At 67.9% G+C, this 14,242-nt stretch carries 13 protein-coding genes; 9 read left to right on the top strand and 4 right to left on the bottom strand.

What is annotated here, in order from left to right:
* Window positions 1-6: 6 nt before the first annotated feature.
* Window positions 7-687 carry a uracil-DNA glycosylase gene (locus tag K3U94_RS15340; protein WP_220694261.1) on the top strand — a complete coding sequence of 227 codons (681 nt, stop codon included), beginning with the start codon at window positions 7-9 and terminating at the stop codon, window positions 685-687.
* 69 nt (window positions 688-756) lie between these two features.
* Here the strand turns inward: K3U94_RS15340 and rpmB are convergent, their stop codons facing one another.
* Window positions 757-948, bottom strand: coding sequence for a 50S ribosomal protein L28 (rpmB, locus tag K3U94_RS15335; RefSeq protein ID WP_047319352.1), 192 nt, complete (start codon window positions 946-948; stop codon window positions 757-759).
* Between the two features lie 193 nt (window positions 949-1,141).
* Here rpmB and fakA point away from each other — a divergent pair, with 193 nt between their 5' ends.
* The 3 genes from fakA to K3U94_RS15320 are packed head-to-tail and all read left to right on the top strand — an operon-like array spanning window position 1,142 to window position 5,729.
* Complete coding sequence (gene fakA, locus K3U94_RS15330; RefSeq protein WP_047319430.1) at window positions 1,142-2,782, top strand: fatty acid kinase ATP-binding subunit FakA; 1,641 nt, start codon at window positions 1,142-1,144, stop codon at window positions 2,780-2,782.
* Between the two features lie 2 nt (window positions 2,783-2,784).
* On the top strand, window positions 2,785-5,016 hold the full coding sequence (gene recG / locus K3U94_RS15325; protein WP_220694260.1) for an ATP-dependent DNA helicase RecG: 2,232 nt from the start codon (window positions 2,785-2,787) through the stop codon (window positions 5,014-5,016).
* The gene (locus K3U94_RS15320; RefSeq protein ID WP_220694259.1) at window positions 5,013-5,729 is read left to right on the top strand and encodes an HNH endonuclease family protein; all 717 of its coding nucleotides are present in this window, start codon (window positions 5,013-5,015) and stop codon (window positions 5,727-5,729) included. Before recG ends, K3U94_RS15320 begins: the two co-directional genes overlap by 4 nt.
* Before the next feature lie 14 nt (window positions 5,730-5,743).
* On the opposite strand, the gene K3U94_RS15315 is transcribed toward K3U94_RS15320, so the two are convergent.
* Window positions 5,744-6,583, bottom strand: a complete 840-nt coding sequence (locus K3U94_RS15315) for an aldo/keto reductase (protein WP_220694258.1) — start codon at window positions 6,581-6,583, stop codon at window positions 5,744-5,746.
* A 1-nt stretch (window position 6,584) separates the two neighbouring features.
* Window positions 6,585-7,430, bottom strand: a complete 846-nt coding sequence (locus K3U94_RS15310; RefSeq protein ID WP_220694257.1) for an aldo/keto reductase — start codon at window positions 7,428-7,430, stop codon at window positions 6,585-6,587.
* Between K3U94_RS15310 and K3U94_RS15305 the strand changes: the two genes are divergently transcribed.
* The 5 genes from K3U94_RS15305 to rsmD all read left to right on the top strand — a co-directional run bounded on the left by K3U94_RS15305 (window position 7,429) and on the right by rsmD (window position 13,907).
* A complete protein-coding gene (locus tag K3U94_RS15305) occupies window positions 7,429-8,532 on the top strand; it encodes an alpha/beta hydrolase (protein ID WP_047319348.1) in 1,104 nt (367 codons plus the stop codon). The genes K3U94_RS15310 and K3U94_RS15305 overlap by 2 nt on opposite strands.
* 66 nt (window positions 8,533-8,598) lie before the next feature.
* A complete protein-coding gene (locus K3U94_RS15300; protein WP_047319347.1) occupies window positions 8,599-9,354 on the top strand; it encodes a DsbA family protein in 756 nt (251 codons plus the stop codon).
* Window positions 9,351-9,962 carry a vitamin K epoxide reductase family protein gene (locus K3U94_RS15295; protein WP_220694256.1) on the top strand — a complete coding sequence of 204 codons (612 nt, stop codon included), beginning with the start codon at window positions 9,351-9,353 and terminating at the stop codon, window positions 9,960-9,962. Before K3U94_RS15300 ends, K3U94_RS15295 begins: the two co-directional genes overlap by 4 nt.
* A gap of 10 nt (window positions 9,963-9,972) precedes the next feature.
* Window positions 9,973-13,356 carry a pyruvate carboxylase gene (locus K3U94_RS15290; RefSeq protein WP_220694255.1) on the top strand — a complete coding sequence of 1,128 codons (3,384 nt, stop codon included), beginning with the start codon at window positions 9,973-9,975 and terminating at the stop codon, window positions 13,354-13,356.
* Window positions 13,353-13,907 carry a 16S rRNA (guanine(966)-N(2))-methyltransferase RsmD gene (rsmD, locus tag K3U94_RS15285; RefSeq protein ID WP_220696820.1) on the top strand — a complete coding sequence of 185 codons (555 nt, stop codon included), beginning with the start codon at window positions 13,353-13,355 and terminating at the stop codon, window positions 13,905-13,907. Before K3U94_RS15290 ends, rsmD begins: the two co-directional genes overlap by 4 nt.
* Here the strand turns inward: rsmD and K3U94_RS15280 are convergent.
* On the bottom strand, window positions 13,900-14,208 hold the full coding sequence (locus K3U94_RS15280; protein ID WP_047319344.1) for a hypothetical protein: 309 nt from the start codon (window positions 14,206-14,208) through the stop codon (window positions 13,900-13,902). The two genes, rsmD and K3U94_RS15280, sit on opposite strands and share 8 nt — an antisense overlap.
* Window positions 14,209-14,242 lie beyond the last annotated feature (34 nt).

The following is a 14,242-nucleotide window of genomic DNA, read 5'->3' as shown; positions in this document are numbered from 1 at the left end:
GACACCATGACTGCGCGTCCACTTCCTGAACTTGTCGAAAGCGGTTGGGCCAGTGCGCTGGCGCCGGTGACCGATCAGGTCGCTTCGATGGGACAGTTTCTGCGGGAGGAGGTCGCGGCCGGGCATCGCTATCTTCCGGAGGGGAAAAACGTACTGCGCGCCTTCACCTTTCCCTTTGACCAGGTCCGGGTGCTGATCGTCGGACAGGACCCGTACCCGACGCCCGGTCATGCGGTGGGTCTGAGCTTCTCGGTCGCTCCGCACGTGCGCCCGCTGCCGCGCAGTCTGGAGAACATCTTCACCGAGTACACCACGGATCTGGGCTATCCCAAGCCGTCCAACGGCGATCTGTCCGTGTGGGCGCAGCGAGGCGTGCTGCTGCTCAACAGGGTGCTCACCGTGCGGCCGGGCACCCCGGCATCACATCGCGGCAAGGGCTGGGAGGCTGTCACCGAATGTGCGATCCGCGCGTTGGTGGCCCGCAGTCAGCCGATGGTGGCGATCCTGTGGGGACGCGACGCGGGCACGCTCAAGCCGATGCTGTCGGACAGCTGCGTCGCGATCGAGTCACCGCACCCGTCGCCGCTGTCGGCGTCGCGCGGGTTCTTCGGATCGCGGCCGTTCAGTCGCGCCAACGAGCTGCTGGCGCAGATGGGCGCCGAGCCGATCGACTGGCGACTGGAGTAATACGGCTCAGGCAGTCGCACATCCGCGTAGGAGGGACGGGTGTCCCGCCACGCGGTCTAAAGAGCGGACTCAGCCGCGGGAGACCTTGCCGGCCTTGATGCACGAGGTGCAGGCGTTCAGGCGCTGCTTGTTGCCGCCGGGACGAGCGGCGTGCACGACCTGAACGTTCGGGTCCCACCGGCGGCTGGTCCGACGGTGCGAGTGGGACACCGACTTGCCGAAGCCGGGGCCCTTTCCGCAGATATCGCACACGGCAGCCATATGTGACACTCCTCAAAACGTCTGCTTGAGGGCCAACGACCTCAGCGGGTGGCCCGACAACCTGATCAGGATACCCGCCCGGCGGGGCAACCACCAAAACGCCCCATCCCGGCCGGACGTACGTGACCTGTGCTGTCGCCGGGAGTGATTAGGCTTGCGGCCACCGGAGGTGGCGGCAGGAAGGTGGGTGGAGGTGGGCAACCCCGATCGTCGGCTGGATGCGGCGACCCTGCGGGACTGGGCACACACTGCCGTCGGGGACCTGATCACCCACACCGACGAGATCAACCAGCTCAACGTGTTCCCGGTCGCCGATTCCGACACCGGAACCAACATGCTGTTCACCATGCGTTCGGCCCTGGCTGAGGCCAACACCGAGGCCGGCTCGGGCCAAGTGGGCCGGGTCGCGGCCGCGCTGTCATCCGGGGCGCTGCACGGTGCGCGCGGCAACTCCGGGGTGATTCTGTCGCAGATCCTGCGCGGACTGGCCGATGTGACCGCGGCCGACACGGTAGTCAGCGTCATCGACGCCGCGCTGCTGGGCGCCGGTCTGCGGCACGGGGTCGAGCTGGTGATCACCTCGATGGGCGGCCGGGAGGTCCCGGGCACCATCGTGTCGGTGCTGCAGGCTGCCGCCGCAGCCGTCGAGCGGAGCGCGGCGCAGGGGGCCGAGTTGGGCCCGGCGCTGGTGGCCGGCACCGATGCGGCGGCCGAGGCGCTGGAGGCGACCACCGCACAGCTTGACGTGCTCGCCGAGGCCGGGGTGGTCGACGCGGGCGGCCGCGGGCTGCTGGTGCTGCTCGACGCGCTGCGCTCGACGATCACCGGACAGGCGCCGGTTCGCGCGGTGTATCAACCCTCTCCCCGGCCCCGGCCGCCGGAAGCGGGCACCGAGGCACCCGCGCCGCAGTTCGAGGTGATGTACCTCCTCGGCGAGTGCAGCCCCGAAGACACCGAAGCCCTGCGTGAACGGCTGACCCAGCTCGGCGACTCGGTCGCGATCGCGACCTCGGGGGTGGTCGGCGGGTATTCCGTGCACGTCCATACCGACGACGCCGGTGCGGCCGTTGAGGCCGGCCTGGCCTTCGGCCGGCCGCGACGGATCCAGATCTCGGCCCTGGCCGGGGCCACCGGCCCGTCCCCGGGCAGCTGGGCACGGGAGCGTGCGGTGCTGGCCGTGGTCGACGGCGACGGCGCCGAGGTGCTGTTCGACTCCGAAGGCGCCTGCGTGCTGCGGCCCGACCCGCACAGTGCCGAGCCGGTCATGATGGTCACCGCCCAGCAGCTGTTGCGGGCGGTGGTGGACACCGGCGCAGCCCAGGTGATGCTGCTGCCCAACGGCTATGTCGCCGCCGAGGAGCTGGTGGCGGGCTGTACGGCGGCCATCGGCTGGGGTATCGACGTGGTGCCGGTGCCGACTGGCTCGATGGTGCAGGGATTGTCCGCCCTGGCGGTTCACGATCCGGGCCGGCCGGTGGTCGATGACGGCTACACCATGGCTCGGGCAGCTGGCAGCACCCGGCTCGGATCGGTCCGGGTGGCTACCGAACAGGCGCTGACCTGGGCCGGTGCCTGCCAGCCGGGTGACGGCCTGGGCATCGCCGGCGACGAGGTTCTGATCGTGGCCCGCGATGTCGGCGCGGCGGCGATCGGTCTGATCGATCTGCTGCTGGCGGCCGGCGGTGAGCTGGTGACGGTGTTGTTCGGGGCCGGTTTCGATGGGGAGATCATGGATGTCTTGGCCCGGCACGTGCACGATCAGCACCCGGGAACCGAACTGGCGACCTACTTCACCGGCCATCGGGGGGACGCGCTGCTGATCGGGGTCGAGTAGCGATGGTCACGTTGGCCGACCGGCTGGACTGCGTGGTGGGTTCTGATGCCGCCGGCAAACTCGACGAGTTCTTCGGCATCCGTACCGTCGACGACCTGCTGCGGCACTACCCGCGCAGCTACGTCGAGGGCGCAACGAAACGCGGCCTCGACGACGCCCAGGCGCTCGAAGGCGAACACATCACGCTGGTCGACACCATTGCCACCGCCGTGGCCAAACCGATGAGGACTCAGCCGGGCCGACGACCCAACGAATACCTGGTGATCACCCTGGGCAGCGGCCAGAAAAAGGTCAGCGCCACGTTCTTCAACGCGCGCGGCCTGAAATACAAACTCACCCCCGGGACCCGGGTGATGCTGTCCGGCGAGGTGGGCTATTTCAAGCGCAAGCTGCAACTGACCCATCCCGACTTCCTCATCCTGGACGCGCCGGACAAGGACAACTTCGGCAGTGACTCGCTGCGCAACATCGCCGATGCGTCTCAGGCGATAAGCGGCGAAGTGCTGCAGTCGGAGTTCGAACGGGCCTGCTATCCGATCTACCCGGCCAGCACCAAATTGCAGAGCTGGGACATCTTCGCCTGTGTGCGACAGGTTCTCGAAGTGCTCGACCCAGTACCGGATCCGCTGCCGGCCGCATTGCTGGCCGAACGCGGCCTGATCGGCGAGGACGAGGCGCTTCGCGCGATCCACTTGGCCGAGAGCGCTGCCCAGCGGGCGCGGGCCAGGGAGCGACTGACCTTCGACGAGGCGGTCGGGCTGCAGTGGGCGCTGGCTATCCGCCGCAACGGCGAGCTCTCCGAGTCCGGGCCGCCGGCCCCGGCCCGTACCGACGGGTTGGCCGCGGAAATGGTGGCGCGGCTGCCCTTCGAGCTGACAGCAGGTCAGCAAGAAGTGCTCGGTGTGTTGCGATCTGAACTGGCCGCAACCCGCCCGATGAACCGGATGCTGCAGGGCGAAGTCGGTTCCGGTAAGACGATCGTGGCACTGCTGGCGATGCTGCAGATGGTCGACGCGGGTTATCAGTGCGCGCTGCTTGCTCCGACCGAAGTGCTTGCCGCCCAGCATGTTCGGTCGATTCGAGACATGCTCGGACCGCTGGCCCTGGGGGGACAGCTCGGCGGCGCGGACAACGCCACCGCGGTGGCGTTGCTCACCGGGTCGATGTCGGCGCCCGCCAAGAAGCAGGTCCGTGCTGAGATCACCAGCGGCACAGCCGGGATCGTGGTCGGTACGCATGCCCTGCTGCAGGACGCCGTGGCGTTTCACAACCTGGGCATGGTGGTCATCGACGAGCAGCATCGCTTCGGCGTGGAACAGCGAGACCAATTGCGCGCCAAGGCGCCCGAGGGCATCACCCCGCATCTGCTGGTGATGACCGCCACGCCGATCCCGCGGACCGTCGCGCTGACCGTCTACGGCGATCTGGAGACTTCCACGCTGCGTGAGCTGCCCCGTGGGCGCCAGCCGATCCGGTCCTCGGTGATCTTCGAAAAGTCCAAACCGGCCTGGCTGCAGCGGGCCTGGCAGCGCATCCGCGAGGAGGTCGCAGCCGGCCGGCAGGCATATGTGGTGGCGCCGCGCATCGATGAGACCGACGAATCTGCGCAGGCCGGCGATCAAGAGCAGGGTGAGGCCCGCCCGTCGGCGACGGCGGTAGACCTCTACCAGCGCCTGGGAGCCGGGCCGCTGGCCGGATTGCGGCTCGGTTTGATGCATGGCCGGTTGTCCGCTGACGAGAAGGACGCGGTGATGAGCGCGTTCCGGGCGGGGACGGTGGACGTGCTGGTGTGCACCACCGTGATCGAGGTGGGCGTCGATGTGCCGAACGCGACGGTGATGGTGGTGGCCGATGCCGACCGGTTCGGCATCAGCCAGCTGCACCAGCTGCGCGGACGGATCGGGCGTGGCGAGCACGCCAGCCTGTGCCTGCTGGTCACCGCGGCCGCCGAGGGCTCCCGGGCCGGCAAGCGACTGGAGGCCGTGGCCGGCACGCTGGACGGGTTCGCGCTGGCCGATCTGGATCTGCGGGAGCGCGGTGAAGGAGATGTGCTGGGCCGCAACCAATCCGGTTGGCGCGGTGGCCTGAAGTTATTGTCACTGGCCGACCACGGCGAGGTCATCGAGGCGGCCAGGGCGTGGTGCGACAGGGCCTTCGCAGCCAACCCGGGTGATCCCGGCCCAACGGCGCTCGCTGCGCATTTCACCGACATCGAGTACCTGGACAAGGCATGAACCCGAATCGCAAGACCCTGCTGTGGCTGGCCGTGGCGGCGGTGCTCGCCGTACTGGTGGCCTACCAGACGGTGTCTGCGGTGGGGCATCGCAGCCGTGCCCTGGCCGCGCAGGCGGGCATGCCCATCGTGGCGCCCGGCACCGATGTCCTGGCCGGCATCACGGTGGTTCCGGCCCGCACCCACCGCTACGACTACCGTCGCTCGCTGTTCGGCGACGCCTGGGATGACGACAACGACGCACCGGGCGGACACAACGGTTGCGACACCCGCGACGACATCCTGAACCGCGATCTCGTGGACATCACCCACGTGTCGACCAAACGCTGCGCCGGCGCGGTGGCCAGCGGAACCCTGCATGACCCCTACACCAACACCGTCGTCGCCTTCACCCGCGGCGCGAAGGTCGGTGAGGCGGTGCAGATCGACCACATCGTGCCGCTGGCCTACGCCTGGGACATGGGTGCCTCCGCCTGGCCGTATCGCCAGCGGTTGCGCTTCGCCAACGACCCCGCCAACCTGCTGGCGGTCGCCGGGCAGGGCAACCAGGACAAGGGCGACGCCGGGCCGGGGCAGTGGATGCCGCCGAACAGATCGTTCGCCTGCCAGTACGCCGTCGCTTACCTAGCGGTCCTGCGGGGCTACGCACTGCGGCTCGATCAGCCCTCAGCCGACGTGCTGCGCGAGGCCGCGGCCACCTGCCCGACCGGTTAGTCGCGCGGACGGAATCAGATACCGGCGTAGGTCAGCGGGTCTTCCCGCACCCGAGTGCCGTCATTGAGCCCGCCCAGGCTCGCCATGTGCTCGTCGGCCAGCTCGAAGCCGAACACGTCGAGGTTGGCCGCGATGCGCTCCGGCTGGGCCGACCGGGGGATCACCACGTTGCCCAGTTGCAGGCTCCACCGGATCAGCACCTGCGCCGGGGTCTTGCCGTACTCGCCGGCGATAGCCGTCACCGTCGGATGGTCGAGCAACCGGCCCACCGCCAGCGGGCTGTAAGCCTCCGTGACGATGCCGCGCTCGGCGTTGGCGGCACGCAGCTCCGCCTGGTTGAGCAGCGGGTGCAGCTCGATCTGGTTGACCGACGGCGTCTCGAACGCCAGGTCGATCACGTCGTCGAGGTGTTCCGAGGTGAAATTGCACACCCCGATGGACCGGGCCAGGCCCAGCTCCCGGATCTGGATCAGCCCGCCGAAGCTGTCGACGTACATGCCCAGCGACGGGGCCGGCCAGTGGATCAGGTAGAGGTCCACATAGTCCATTCCGAGCCGCTCCAGGCTTCCCTTGCAGGCTTCGATGGCGGCGGTCAGCCCCTGGTCGGCGTTCGCCAGCTTGGTGGTGACGAACACCTCATCGCGGGGGATCCCCGATGCGGCGATCGCCCGGCCCACCGCGGCCTCGTTGCCGTACACCTTGGCGGTGTCGATCAACCGGCAGCCCAGCTCGAGCGCGGTCGAGACCGCCCGCTCGGTTTCGGCGTCGGACAATTCGGCCACCCCGATGCCCAGCGTCGGCATGGTGCGGTCGTCGTTGAGGGTGACCGAAGGGATCGCAGTGCCCGACGTCATTTCACCTACCTGTGTAATCGAAGGTTCGCGGATCGGGTCCCAGTCGGGCGCCGTCGTCGAGCGAGGATATCTCGGCCATCTCTCCTGTGCCGAGTTCGAAGTCGAAGACGTCGAAATTGCCGACGATGCGCTCCGGGTGGACCGATTTCGGAATCACAATATTACCCAGTTGGAGATGCCACCGGATCAGCACCTGCGCCGGTGTCTTGTCGCAACGGCGCGCCACCTCGGTGACCTTCGGATGCGCCAGCAGCGAACCCCGACCCAGCGGCGCCCAGGCTTCGGTGGCGATCCCGAGGCGAGCGTGCACCTCACGCAGTTCGGCTTGGTTGAAGCGCGGATGTAGCTCGACCTGGTTGACGACAGGCACGATCCCAGTTCCGTCGATGAGCGTCTCGAGGTGTTCAGGCGCGAAGTTGCTCACCCCGATCGAGCGGATCCGGCCCTGATCCCGCAGGTGGGCCAGCGCCCGGAAGGTCTCGACGAATTTGCCGCGGGCCGGCAACGGCCAGTGGATCAGGTAGAGGTCCAGGCATTCCAGGCCGAGCCGGTCCATGCTCGCCTCGAATGCCCTCAGCGTCGAGTCGTAGCCCTGATCGGAGTTCCACACCTTGGTGACCACGTACACCTGGTCGCGCGGCAACCCTGATGCCGCGACGGCACGACCGACCTCCCGCTCGTTTCCGTACAGGGCCGCAGTGTCGAGGTGGCGGTATCCGGCCGCAAGTGCGGTACTGACCGCCTGCTCGGTCTCGGCGGGCGAAATCTTGTAAACCCCGAAACCGACGCTGGGGATGGAATTACCGTCGTTGAGCGTGACCGAGCGCAAGTTATCTCCAGCAGCCATGACACGAAGTCTGCCAGGCGACCCCGGTTCCGGACCGGGTGCGCGATGGACCGACCAGCTGCGGAGCACCCTCATGACCGTCGGCATGAAGGCGGTTCCGATGCTGCCTATCGGGGTACAGCGGGCGCTGACCGGCGGACGGTCGGTGACCATCGACGGCACGACGTTGGACCCCACCCTGCGGTTGACGCTGGCCGCGCAGCGCGCGATGGGCATCAACGGCTTGGTCATCGGCGACGACGCGGATGCTTCCCGCGCCCGGCTACGCGAGACGACCGCCGGGCTCGGCGGCGGCGATATCCACGTCGACGTTCGCGACATCGTGTTCCCCGGACCGGCCGGCGACATCACCGCCCGGCACTACCGTCCGGTCGGTGGTGGTGCCAAGCCGCTGCTGGTCTTCTACCACGGTGGCGGATTCGTGATCGGCAACCTGGACAGTCACGACGCGATCTGCCGGTTGACCTGCCGGGACGGTGACATCGCGGTGCTCTCGGTGGACTACCGGCTGGCGCCCGAGCATCCCGCACCGGCGGCGCTCGACGATGCCTTTGCAGCATTCCGATGGGCCCATGACCACGCCGCGGAGCTGGGTGGCATCCCGGGACGGGTTGCCGTCGGTGGGGACAGCGCCGGCGGCAACCTGGCCGCCGCGGTGGCACTGCTGGCACGTGATGAGGGGGGACCGGCGCCCATCCTGCAGTGGCTGATCTACCCGGTGACCGACCAGACCGCCCAGACCCGCTCACGGACGCTGTTCGGCGACGGCTTCCTGCTGACCAAGCACGACATCGAATGGTTCACCAGCCAATACGTGGGCACCTCGAAGCTGGACCCGACCGACCCGCGGGTGTCGCCGTTGCTGGCCGGCGACCTGTCCGGGTTGCCGCCCGCGCTGGTCGTGGTCGCCGGTTTCGACCCGCTGCGTGACGAGGGCGAATTGTTCGCGGCGGCGCTGCGTGACGCCGGAGTGGTGGTCGACCTGCGGCGGATGCGGTCGCTGACGCACGGCTTCATCAATCTGTTCGGCCTGGGCGGCGGCAGCGCCACCGGCACCTCCGAGTTGATCTCGGCACTGCGCGCCCACCTCAGCCGCGGCTGAGGCTCCCGGCCCACGCCGGTACGCTGAACCGCAAAACCGACCACCGAAGACGAGGACCAACCGACTGTGGCCAGCAAACCCAAACGCCCCGGCGTCTCCGGCTTGAGGGCCGGCGACCAGAAACGCAACCTCGCTATGCAGATCGGGCTCGTCGCCATCGTGGTGGTCTTCGCGGTGGGACTCATCGGCTACATCGTGGTGTCCAACGGTCACAAGAAGGGCGCCGGCGCCGGCGAGGCGATCCGGGTCACCTCGAGCAAGCTGGTCACCAAGGACGGGACCGATGAACCCAAGGCCGTGCTGACCTTCTACGAGGACTTCCTCTGCCCGGCCTGCGGCAACCTGGAGCGGGCGTTCGGCCCGACGGTGTCGCGGCTGATCGACAGCGGGGCGATCGCCGCGGACTACCACATGGTCGCGATCCTGGACCGGCCGCAGAACGACAACTACTCCTCGCGCGCCGGTGCCGCCGCCTACTGCGTCGCCGACGAGAACAACGACGCCTTCCGGCGGTTCCACACCGCGCTCTACACCGAGCAGCTGCAGCCGTCGGAGATCGGGACCGAGTTTCCCGACAACAAGCGTCTGATCGAACTGGCCCGCCAAGCCGGCGCCGCCGGCACTGTTCCGGCGTGTATCAACAGTGGGAAGTACCTCAAGATGGTGGGCGGTATGGCCCAGGCCGGCGGCATCCACGCCACTCCCACGCTGCGCATCAACGGCGAGGACTACCGCCCCTCGACTCCCGAAGCCCTGGTCTCCAAGATCCGCGAGATCGTCGGTGACCTACCGGGCATGGACGTACCGGCCCAGGAGTCGTGACCATCACGGCTTCGGCGGTCGAACCGCCCGAACAGGCGGTGCCGGTGGCGGCGTCCCGGGCTTGGGCGGTGCTCATCGGCGGAGTCATCGGGCTGGCCGCCTCGGTCACGTTGACCGTCGAGAAGATCAAGCTGCTCACGGACTCGGGATACGTGCCGTCGTGCAACCTCAACCCGGTGCTGTCCTGCGGATCGGTGATGGTCACCCCGCAGGCCTCCGTGCTGGGTTTCCCCAACCCGCTGATGGGCATTGTCGCCTTCACCGTGGTGGTCGTCACCGGCGTGCTGGCGGTGACGAAAGTGCCTTTGCCGCAGTGGTATTGGACTGGCTTGCTGCTCGGCACGCTGGCCGGAGCCGGGTTTGTGCACTGGCTGATCTTCCAGAGTCTCTACCGGATCGGCGCGTTGTGCCCGTACTGCATGGTGGTCTGGGCGGTCACGCTGTTCCTGCTGGTGATATTCGCAGGCATGGCATTCGAGTCAGGTTCTGTACGCAAGAATTTGCAGCATTTGCACCGGTGGCGGTGGACGCTGACTGCGTTATGGTTTATCGCGTTATTCCTGTTGGTATTCATCAGATTTCAGGATTACTGGTTGACGCTGATTTAAGGGGTGCCCTGTGATCTCCAAACTGCTGGTCGCCAACCGCGGAGAGATCGCCATCCGGGCGTTTCGCGCCGCCTATGAACTGGGAATCGACACGGTGGCGGTCTACGCCTACGAAGACCGCAATTCGGTGCACCGGCTCAAAGCCGACGAGTCCTACCAGATCGGCGAGCCCGGGCACCCGGTACGCGGCTACCTGTCGGTGGAGGCGATCGTCGCCACCGCCAAACGGTGCGGCGCTGATGCGGTTTATCCCGGCTACGGCTTCCTCTCGGAGAATCCCCACCTGGCGCAGGCGTGTGCCGATGCCGGCATCACCTTCGTCGGGCCCAGCGCGGCCGTACTGGCGCTGGCCGGCAACAAGGCGCATGCCGTGGCTGCCGCCCGCGAAGCCGGGCTGCCGGTGCTGGCGGCATCGGAGCCGTCGCGTTCGGTCGACGAATTGATGGCAGCCGCAGCCGATATGTCGTTCCCGCTGTTCGTCAAGGCGGTCGCGGGTGGGGGCGGTCGCGGAATGCGACGGGTGGCCGAGATCGGCGGGCTGGCCGAGGCCATCGAAGCCGCCAGCCGGGAAGCCGAATCAGCTTTCGGTGACGCGACGGTGTACCTCGAACAGGCGGTGATCAACCCGCGCCACATCGAAGTGCAGATCCTGGCCGACACCCATGGCAACGTGGTGCATTTGTATGAGCGCGACTGCAGCGTCCAGCGCCGGCATCAGAAGGTCGTCGAGTTGGCGCCGGCTCCGAACCTGGATCCGGTGCTGCGGGAGAAGATCTGCGCCGACGCCGTGAAGTTCGCCCGGCATATCGACTACAGCTGCGCCGGCACGGTGGAATTCCTGCTCGACGAACGTGGCAACTACGTGTTCATTGAGATGAATCCGCGGATTCAGGTGGAGCACACCGTCACTGAGGAGATCACCGACGTGGACCTGGTCTCGTCTCAGCTGCGGGTCGCGGCCGGGCAGTCCCTCGATGATCTGGGGCTGCGGCAAGACGACATCGTCTTGCACGGCGCAGCACTTCAGTGCCGGATCACCACCGAGGATCCGGCCAACGGCTTCCGGCCCGACACCGGCCGGATCACCGCGTACCGCAGTCCGGGCGGGGCCGGAATCCGGCTGGACGGGGGCACCAACCTCGGCGCGGAGATCAGCCCGCATTTCGACTCGATGCTGGTCAAACTGACCTGCCGAGGCCGGGACTTTTCCACCGCCGTGAATCGGGCGCGCCGGGCGATCGCCGAATTCCGCATCCGGGGGGTTTCGACGAACATTCCGTTCCTGCAGGCGGTGCTCGACGATCCCGACTTCCGGGCCGGACACATCACCACGTCGTTCATCGATGAACGCCCGCAACTGTTGACCTCGCACGCATCGGCCGACCGCGGCACCAAGATCCTGACTTACCTGGCCGACGTCACCGTCAATCAGCCCCACGGTGCACGACCTTCGGCGGTATACCCGCGCGACAAGCTGCCCAAGGTCGATCTGTCCACTGCGCCGCCGGCGGGCTCCAAGCAACGACTGATGGCGCTGGGGCCGGAGGGATTCGCCCGTTGGATGCGGGAATCGCCCGCCGTCGGGGTTACCGAGACGACTTTCCGGGATGCGCATCAGTCACTGTTGGCTACCCGGTTGCGCACCAAGGGCCTGCTCAATGTTGCGCCGTACATCGCCCGCACCACCCCGCAGTTGCTGTCGATGGAGTGCTGGGGCGGCGCGACCTACGATGTGGCGCTGCGGTTTTTGAAGGAAGATCCGTGGGAGCGGTTGGCGGTGCTGCGTGAGTCACTGCCGAACATCTGTCTGCAGATGCTGTTGCGGGGCCGCAACACCGTCGGCTACACCCCGTATCCGGAGCTGGTGTGTTCGGCGTTCGTGCAAGAGGCGACGGCAACTGGGATTGACATCTTCCGGATCTTCGATGCGCTCAACAACGTCGACTCGATGCGCCCCGCGATCGACGCAGTGCGCGAAACCGGCAGTGCGGTAGCCGAAGTCGCCATGTGCTACACCGGCGACCTGACAAACCCTGCGGAGAAGCTCTACACACTCGACTACTACCTGCGGCTGGCCGAGGAGATTGTGGATGCCGGCGCCCATGTGCTGGCCATCAAGGACATGGCCGGGTTGCTGCGCCCCGCCGCAGCCACCACGCTGGTCAGCGCGCTACGGAGTCGCTTCGACCTACCTATCCACGTTCATACCCACGACACCCCGGGTGGGCAGCTGGCTACCTATGAGGCGGCCTGGCACGCCGGCGCCGACGCCGTGGACGGGGCAGCTGCACCGCTGGCCGGCACCACCAGTCAGCCCGCGCTGAGCTCGATCGTTGCCGCAGCGGCGCACACCGATTTCGACACCGGCCTGTCGTTGTCGGCGGTATGTGACTTGGAGCCCTACTGGGAAGGGGTGCGAAAGGTCTACGCGCCGTTCGAGTCCGGGCTGGCCGGGCCGACCGGGCGGGTGTACCGTCACGAGATCCCGGGCGGTCAGCTGTCCAACCTGCACCAGCAGGCCAAGGCGCTGGGGCTGGCCGACCGGTTCGAGGAGATCGAAGCGAACTACGCCGGAGCTGATGCGGTGCTGGGTCGATTGATCAAGGTCACCCCGAGTTCGAAGGTGGTCGGTGATCTGGCGCTTGCTCTGGTCGGCGCCGGCATCACAGCCGAGGAGTTCGCGGCCGACCCGGCGCGGGTGGACATTCCCGATTCGGTGATCGGATTCCTGCGCGGGGAACTGGGGGAGCCGGCCGGCGGGTGGCCGGAGCCGTTGCGCACCAAGGCGTTAGCCGGACGGGGGCCGGCGCGCGAGATGCAGCAGTTGTCCGCCGACGACGAGGCTGCGTTGGCGCTCACCGGACCGAAGCGGCAGGCCACGCTGAACCGGCTGCTGTTTCCCGGACCCACAAAGGAATTCGAGGAGCATCGGGACCTCTACGGCGACACCTCACAATTGTCGGCAAACCAGTTCTTCTACGGACTGAGGCAGGGCGAGGAGCACCGGGTTCGACTCGAACGCGGCGTAGAGCTGCTGATCGGGCTCGAGGCCATCTCCGAGCCGGATGAGCGCGGCATGCGGACCGTGATGTGCATCATCAACGGTCAACTGCGGCCGGTGGAGGTGCGTGACCGCAGCATCGCCAGCGAAGTGCCGGTAGCCGAAAAGGCCGACCGCACCAAGCCGGGCCATATCGCCGCACCGTTCGCCGGCGTGGTCACCATCGGGGTGGCCGAGGGGGATCAGGTCACCGCCGGGCAGACCGTCGCCACCATCGAGGCGATGAAAATGGAGGCCGCCATCACCGCGCCGGCCGACGGGACGGTGGCGCGGGTGGCCGTTGCCGAGACCGCGCAGGTCGAAGGCGGGGATCTCCTGGTGGTGCTGAGCTGACCCGCATCGTCGGCGGTGCAGCCGGTGGACGACGCCTCGCCGTGCCACCGCGCGGGACCCGGCCAACCACCGATCGGGTGCGCGAGGCGCTGTTCAACGTGCTGGATTCCCGGATGGACCTGACCGGGATGGCGGTATTGGACCTGTATGCCGGGTCAGGGGCGCTGGGCTTGGAGGCGCTGTCGCGGGGCGCGGCGACCGCGCTGTTCGTCGAATCGGACCGACGCGCCGCCGATGTGCTGGCCGCCAATATCGCCGCACTGCGGCTGGCCGGTGCAGTGCTGCGCCGCGGCACGGTGGCCACAGTGCTGACCGGGGGTACCGAGACGCCGGTGGATCTGGTGCTGGCCGATCCGCCCTACGAGGTCGATGCCGCCGCGATCGACGCGCTGCCCGGGTTGTTGACCGCCGGCGGCTGGGCGGTCCCGGGCACCGTCGTGGTGATCGAGCGGGCCGCCTCCAGTCCAGCGGTGGGCTGGCCGGAGGGTTGGGCAGCGTGGCCCTCGCGCCGTTACGGCGACACCCGGCTGGAGTTGGCCGAGCTCAGCTGAACTTGGGGGACCGGCGCCAGAATCGGATATCGATGCCGGCCGTCAGCCGCTGAGCCGGGCAGCCCGCCTCCCGGCACACCTGCGCAACTGTCTGCTCAGACGCGGAATCGAAGACCGCGAAGACGATCTCGTCGTCGGGGATGGCCAGGGTCGCACGGAGCCTCACTGGGGAGCCGCTGGCGGACACCGCCGCCGCGGTCTCAATGATCCGGGCGATACTGCGGCCGAGCGGCTCGTCGGTGATGGCGGGGCGGTACCACTCGGCCAGGATGTGCACCGATGACTGCCCGGCGATACCCATCGCGTCATGCTAAGCGGAAGGGATTCTCGGCGAA

This window comes from Mycolicibacter heraklionensis (assembly GCF_019645815.1).
GTDB classification, from domain to species: Bacteria; Actinomycetota; Actinomycetes; order Mycobacteriales; family Mycobacteriaceae; genus Mycobacterium; species Mycobacterium heraklionense.
The sequence above is the reverse complement of the archived record's forward strand: the minus strand, read 5'-3'. Positions and strand labels throughout refer to the sequence as shown.

What these genes read in the sequence shown, in the direction of transcription:
- K3U94_RS15340 (WP_220694261.1), top strand. Translation starts at nt 7, where the DNA reads ATGACTGCGCGTCCACTTCCTGAACTTGTCGAAAGCGGTTGGGCCAGT.
- rpmB (WP_047319352.1), bottom strand. Translation starts at nt 948, where the DNA reads ATGGCTGCCGTGTGCGATATCTGCGGAAAGGGCCCCGGCTTCGGCAAG.
- recG (WP_220694260.1), top strand. Translation starts at nt 2,785, where the DNA reads ATGGTCACGTTGGCCGACCGGCTGGACTGCGTGGTGGGTTCTGATGCC.
- K3U94_RS15320 (WP_220694259.1), top strand. Translation starts at nt 5,013, where the DNA reads ATGAACCCGAATCGCAAGACCCTGCTGTGGCTGGCCGTGGCGGCGGTG.
- K3U94_RS15315 (WP_220694258.1), bottom strand. Translation starts at nt 6,583, where the DNA reads ATGACGTCGGGCACTGCGATCCCTTCGGTCACCCTCAACGACGACCGC.
- K3U94_RS15305 (WP_047319348.1), top strand. Translation starts at nt 7,429, where the DNA reads ATGACACGAAGTCTGCCAGGCGACCCCGGTTCCGGACCGGGTGCGCGA.
- K3U94_RS15310 (WP_220694257.1), bottom strand. Translation starts at nt 7,430, where the DNA reads ATGGCTGCTGGAGATAACTTGCGCTCGGTCACGCTCAACGACGGTAAT.
- K3U94_RS15280 (WP_047319344.1), bottom strand. Translation starts at nt 14,208, where the DNA reads ATGGGTATCGCCGGGCAGTCATCGGTGCACATCCTGGCCGAGTGGTAC.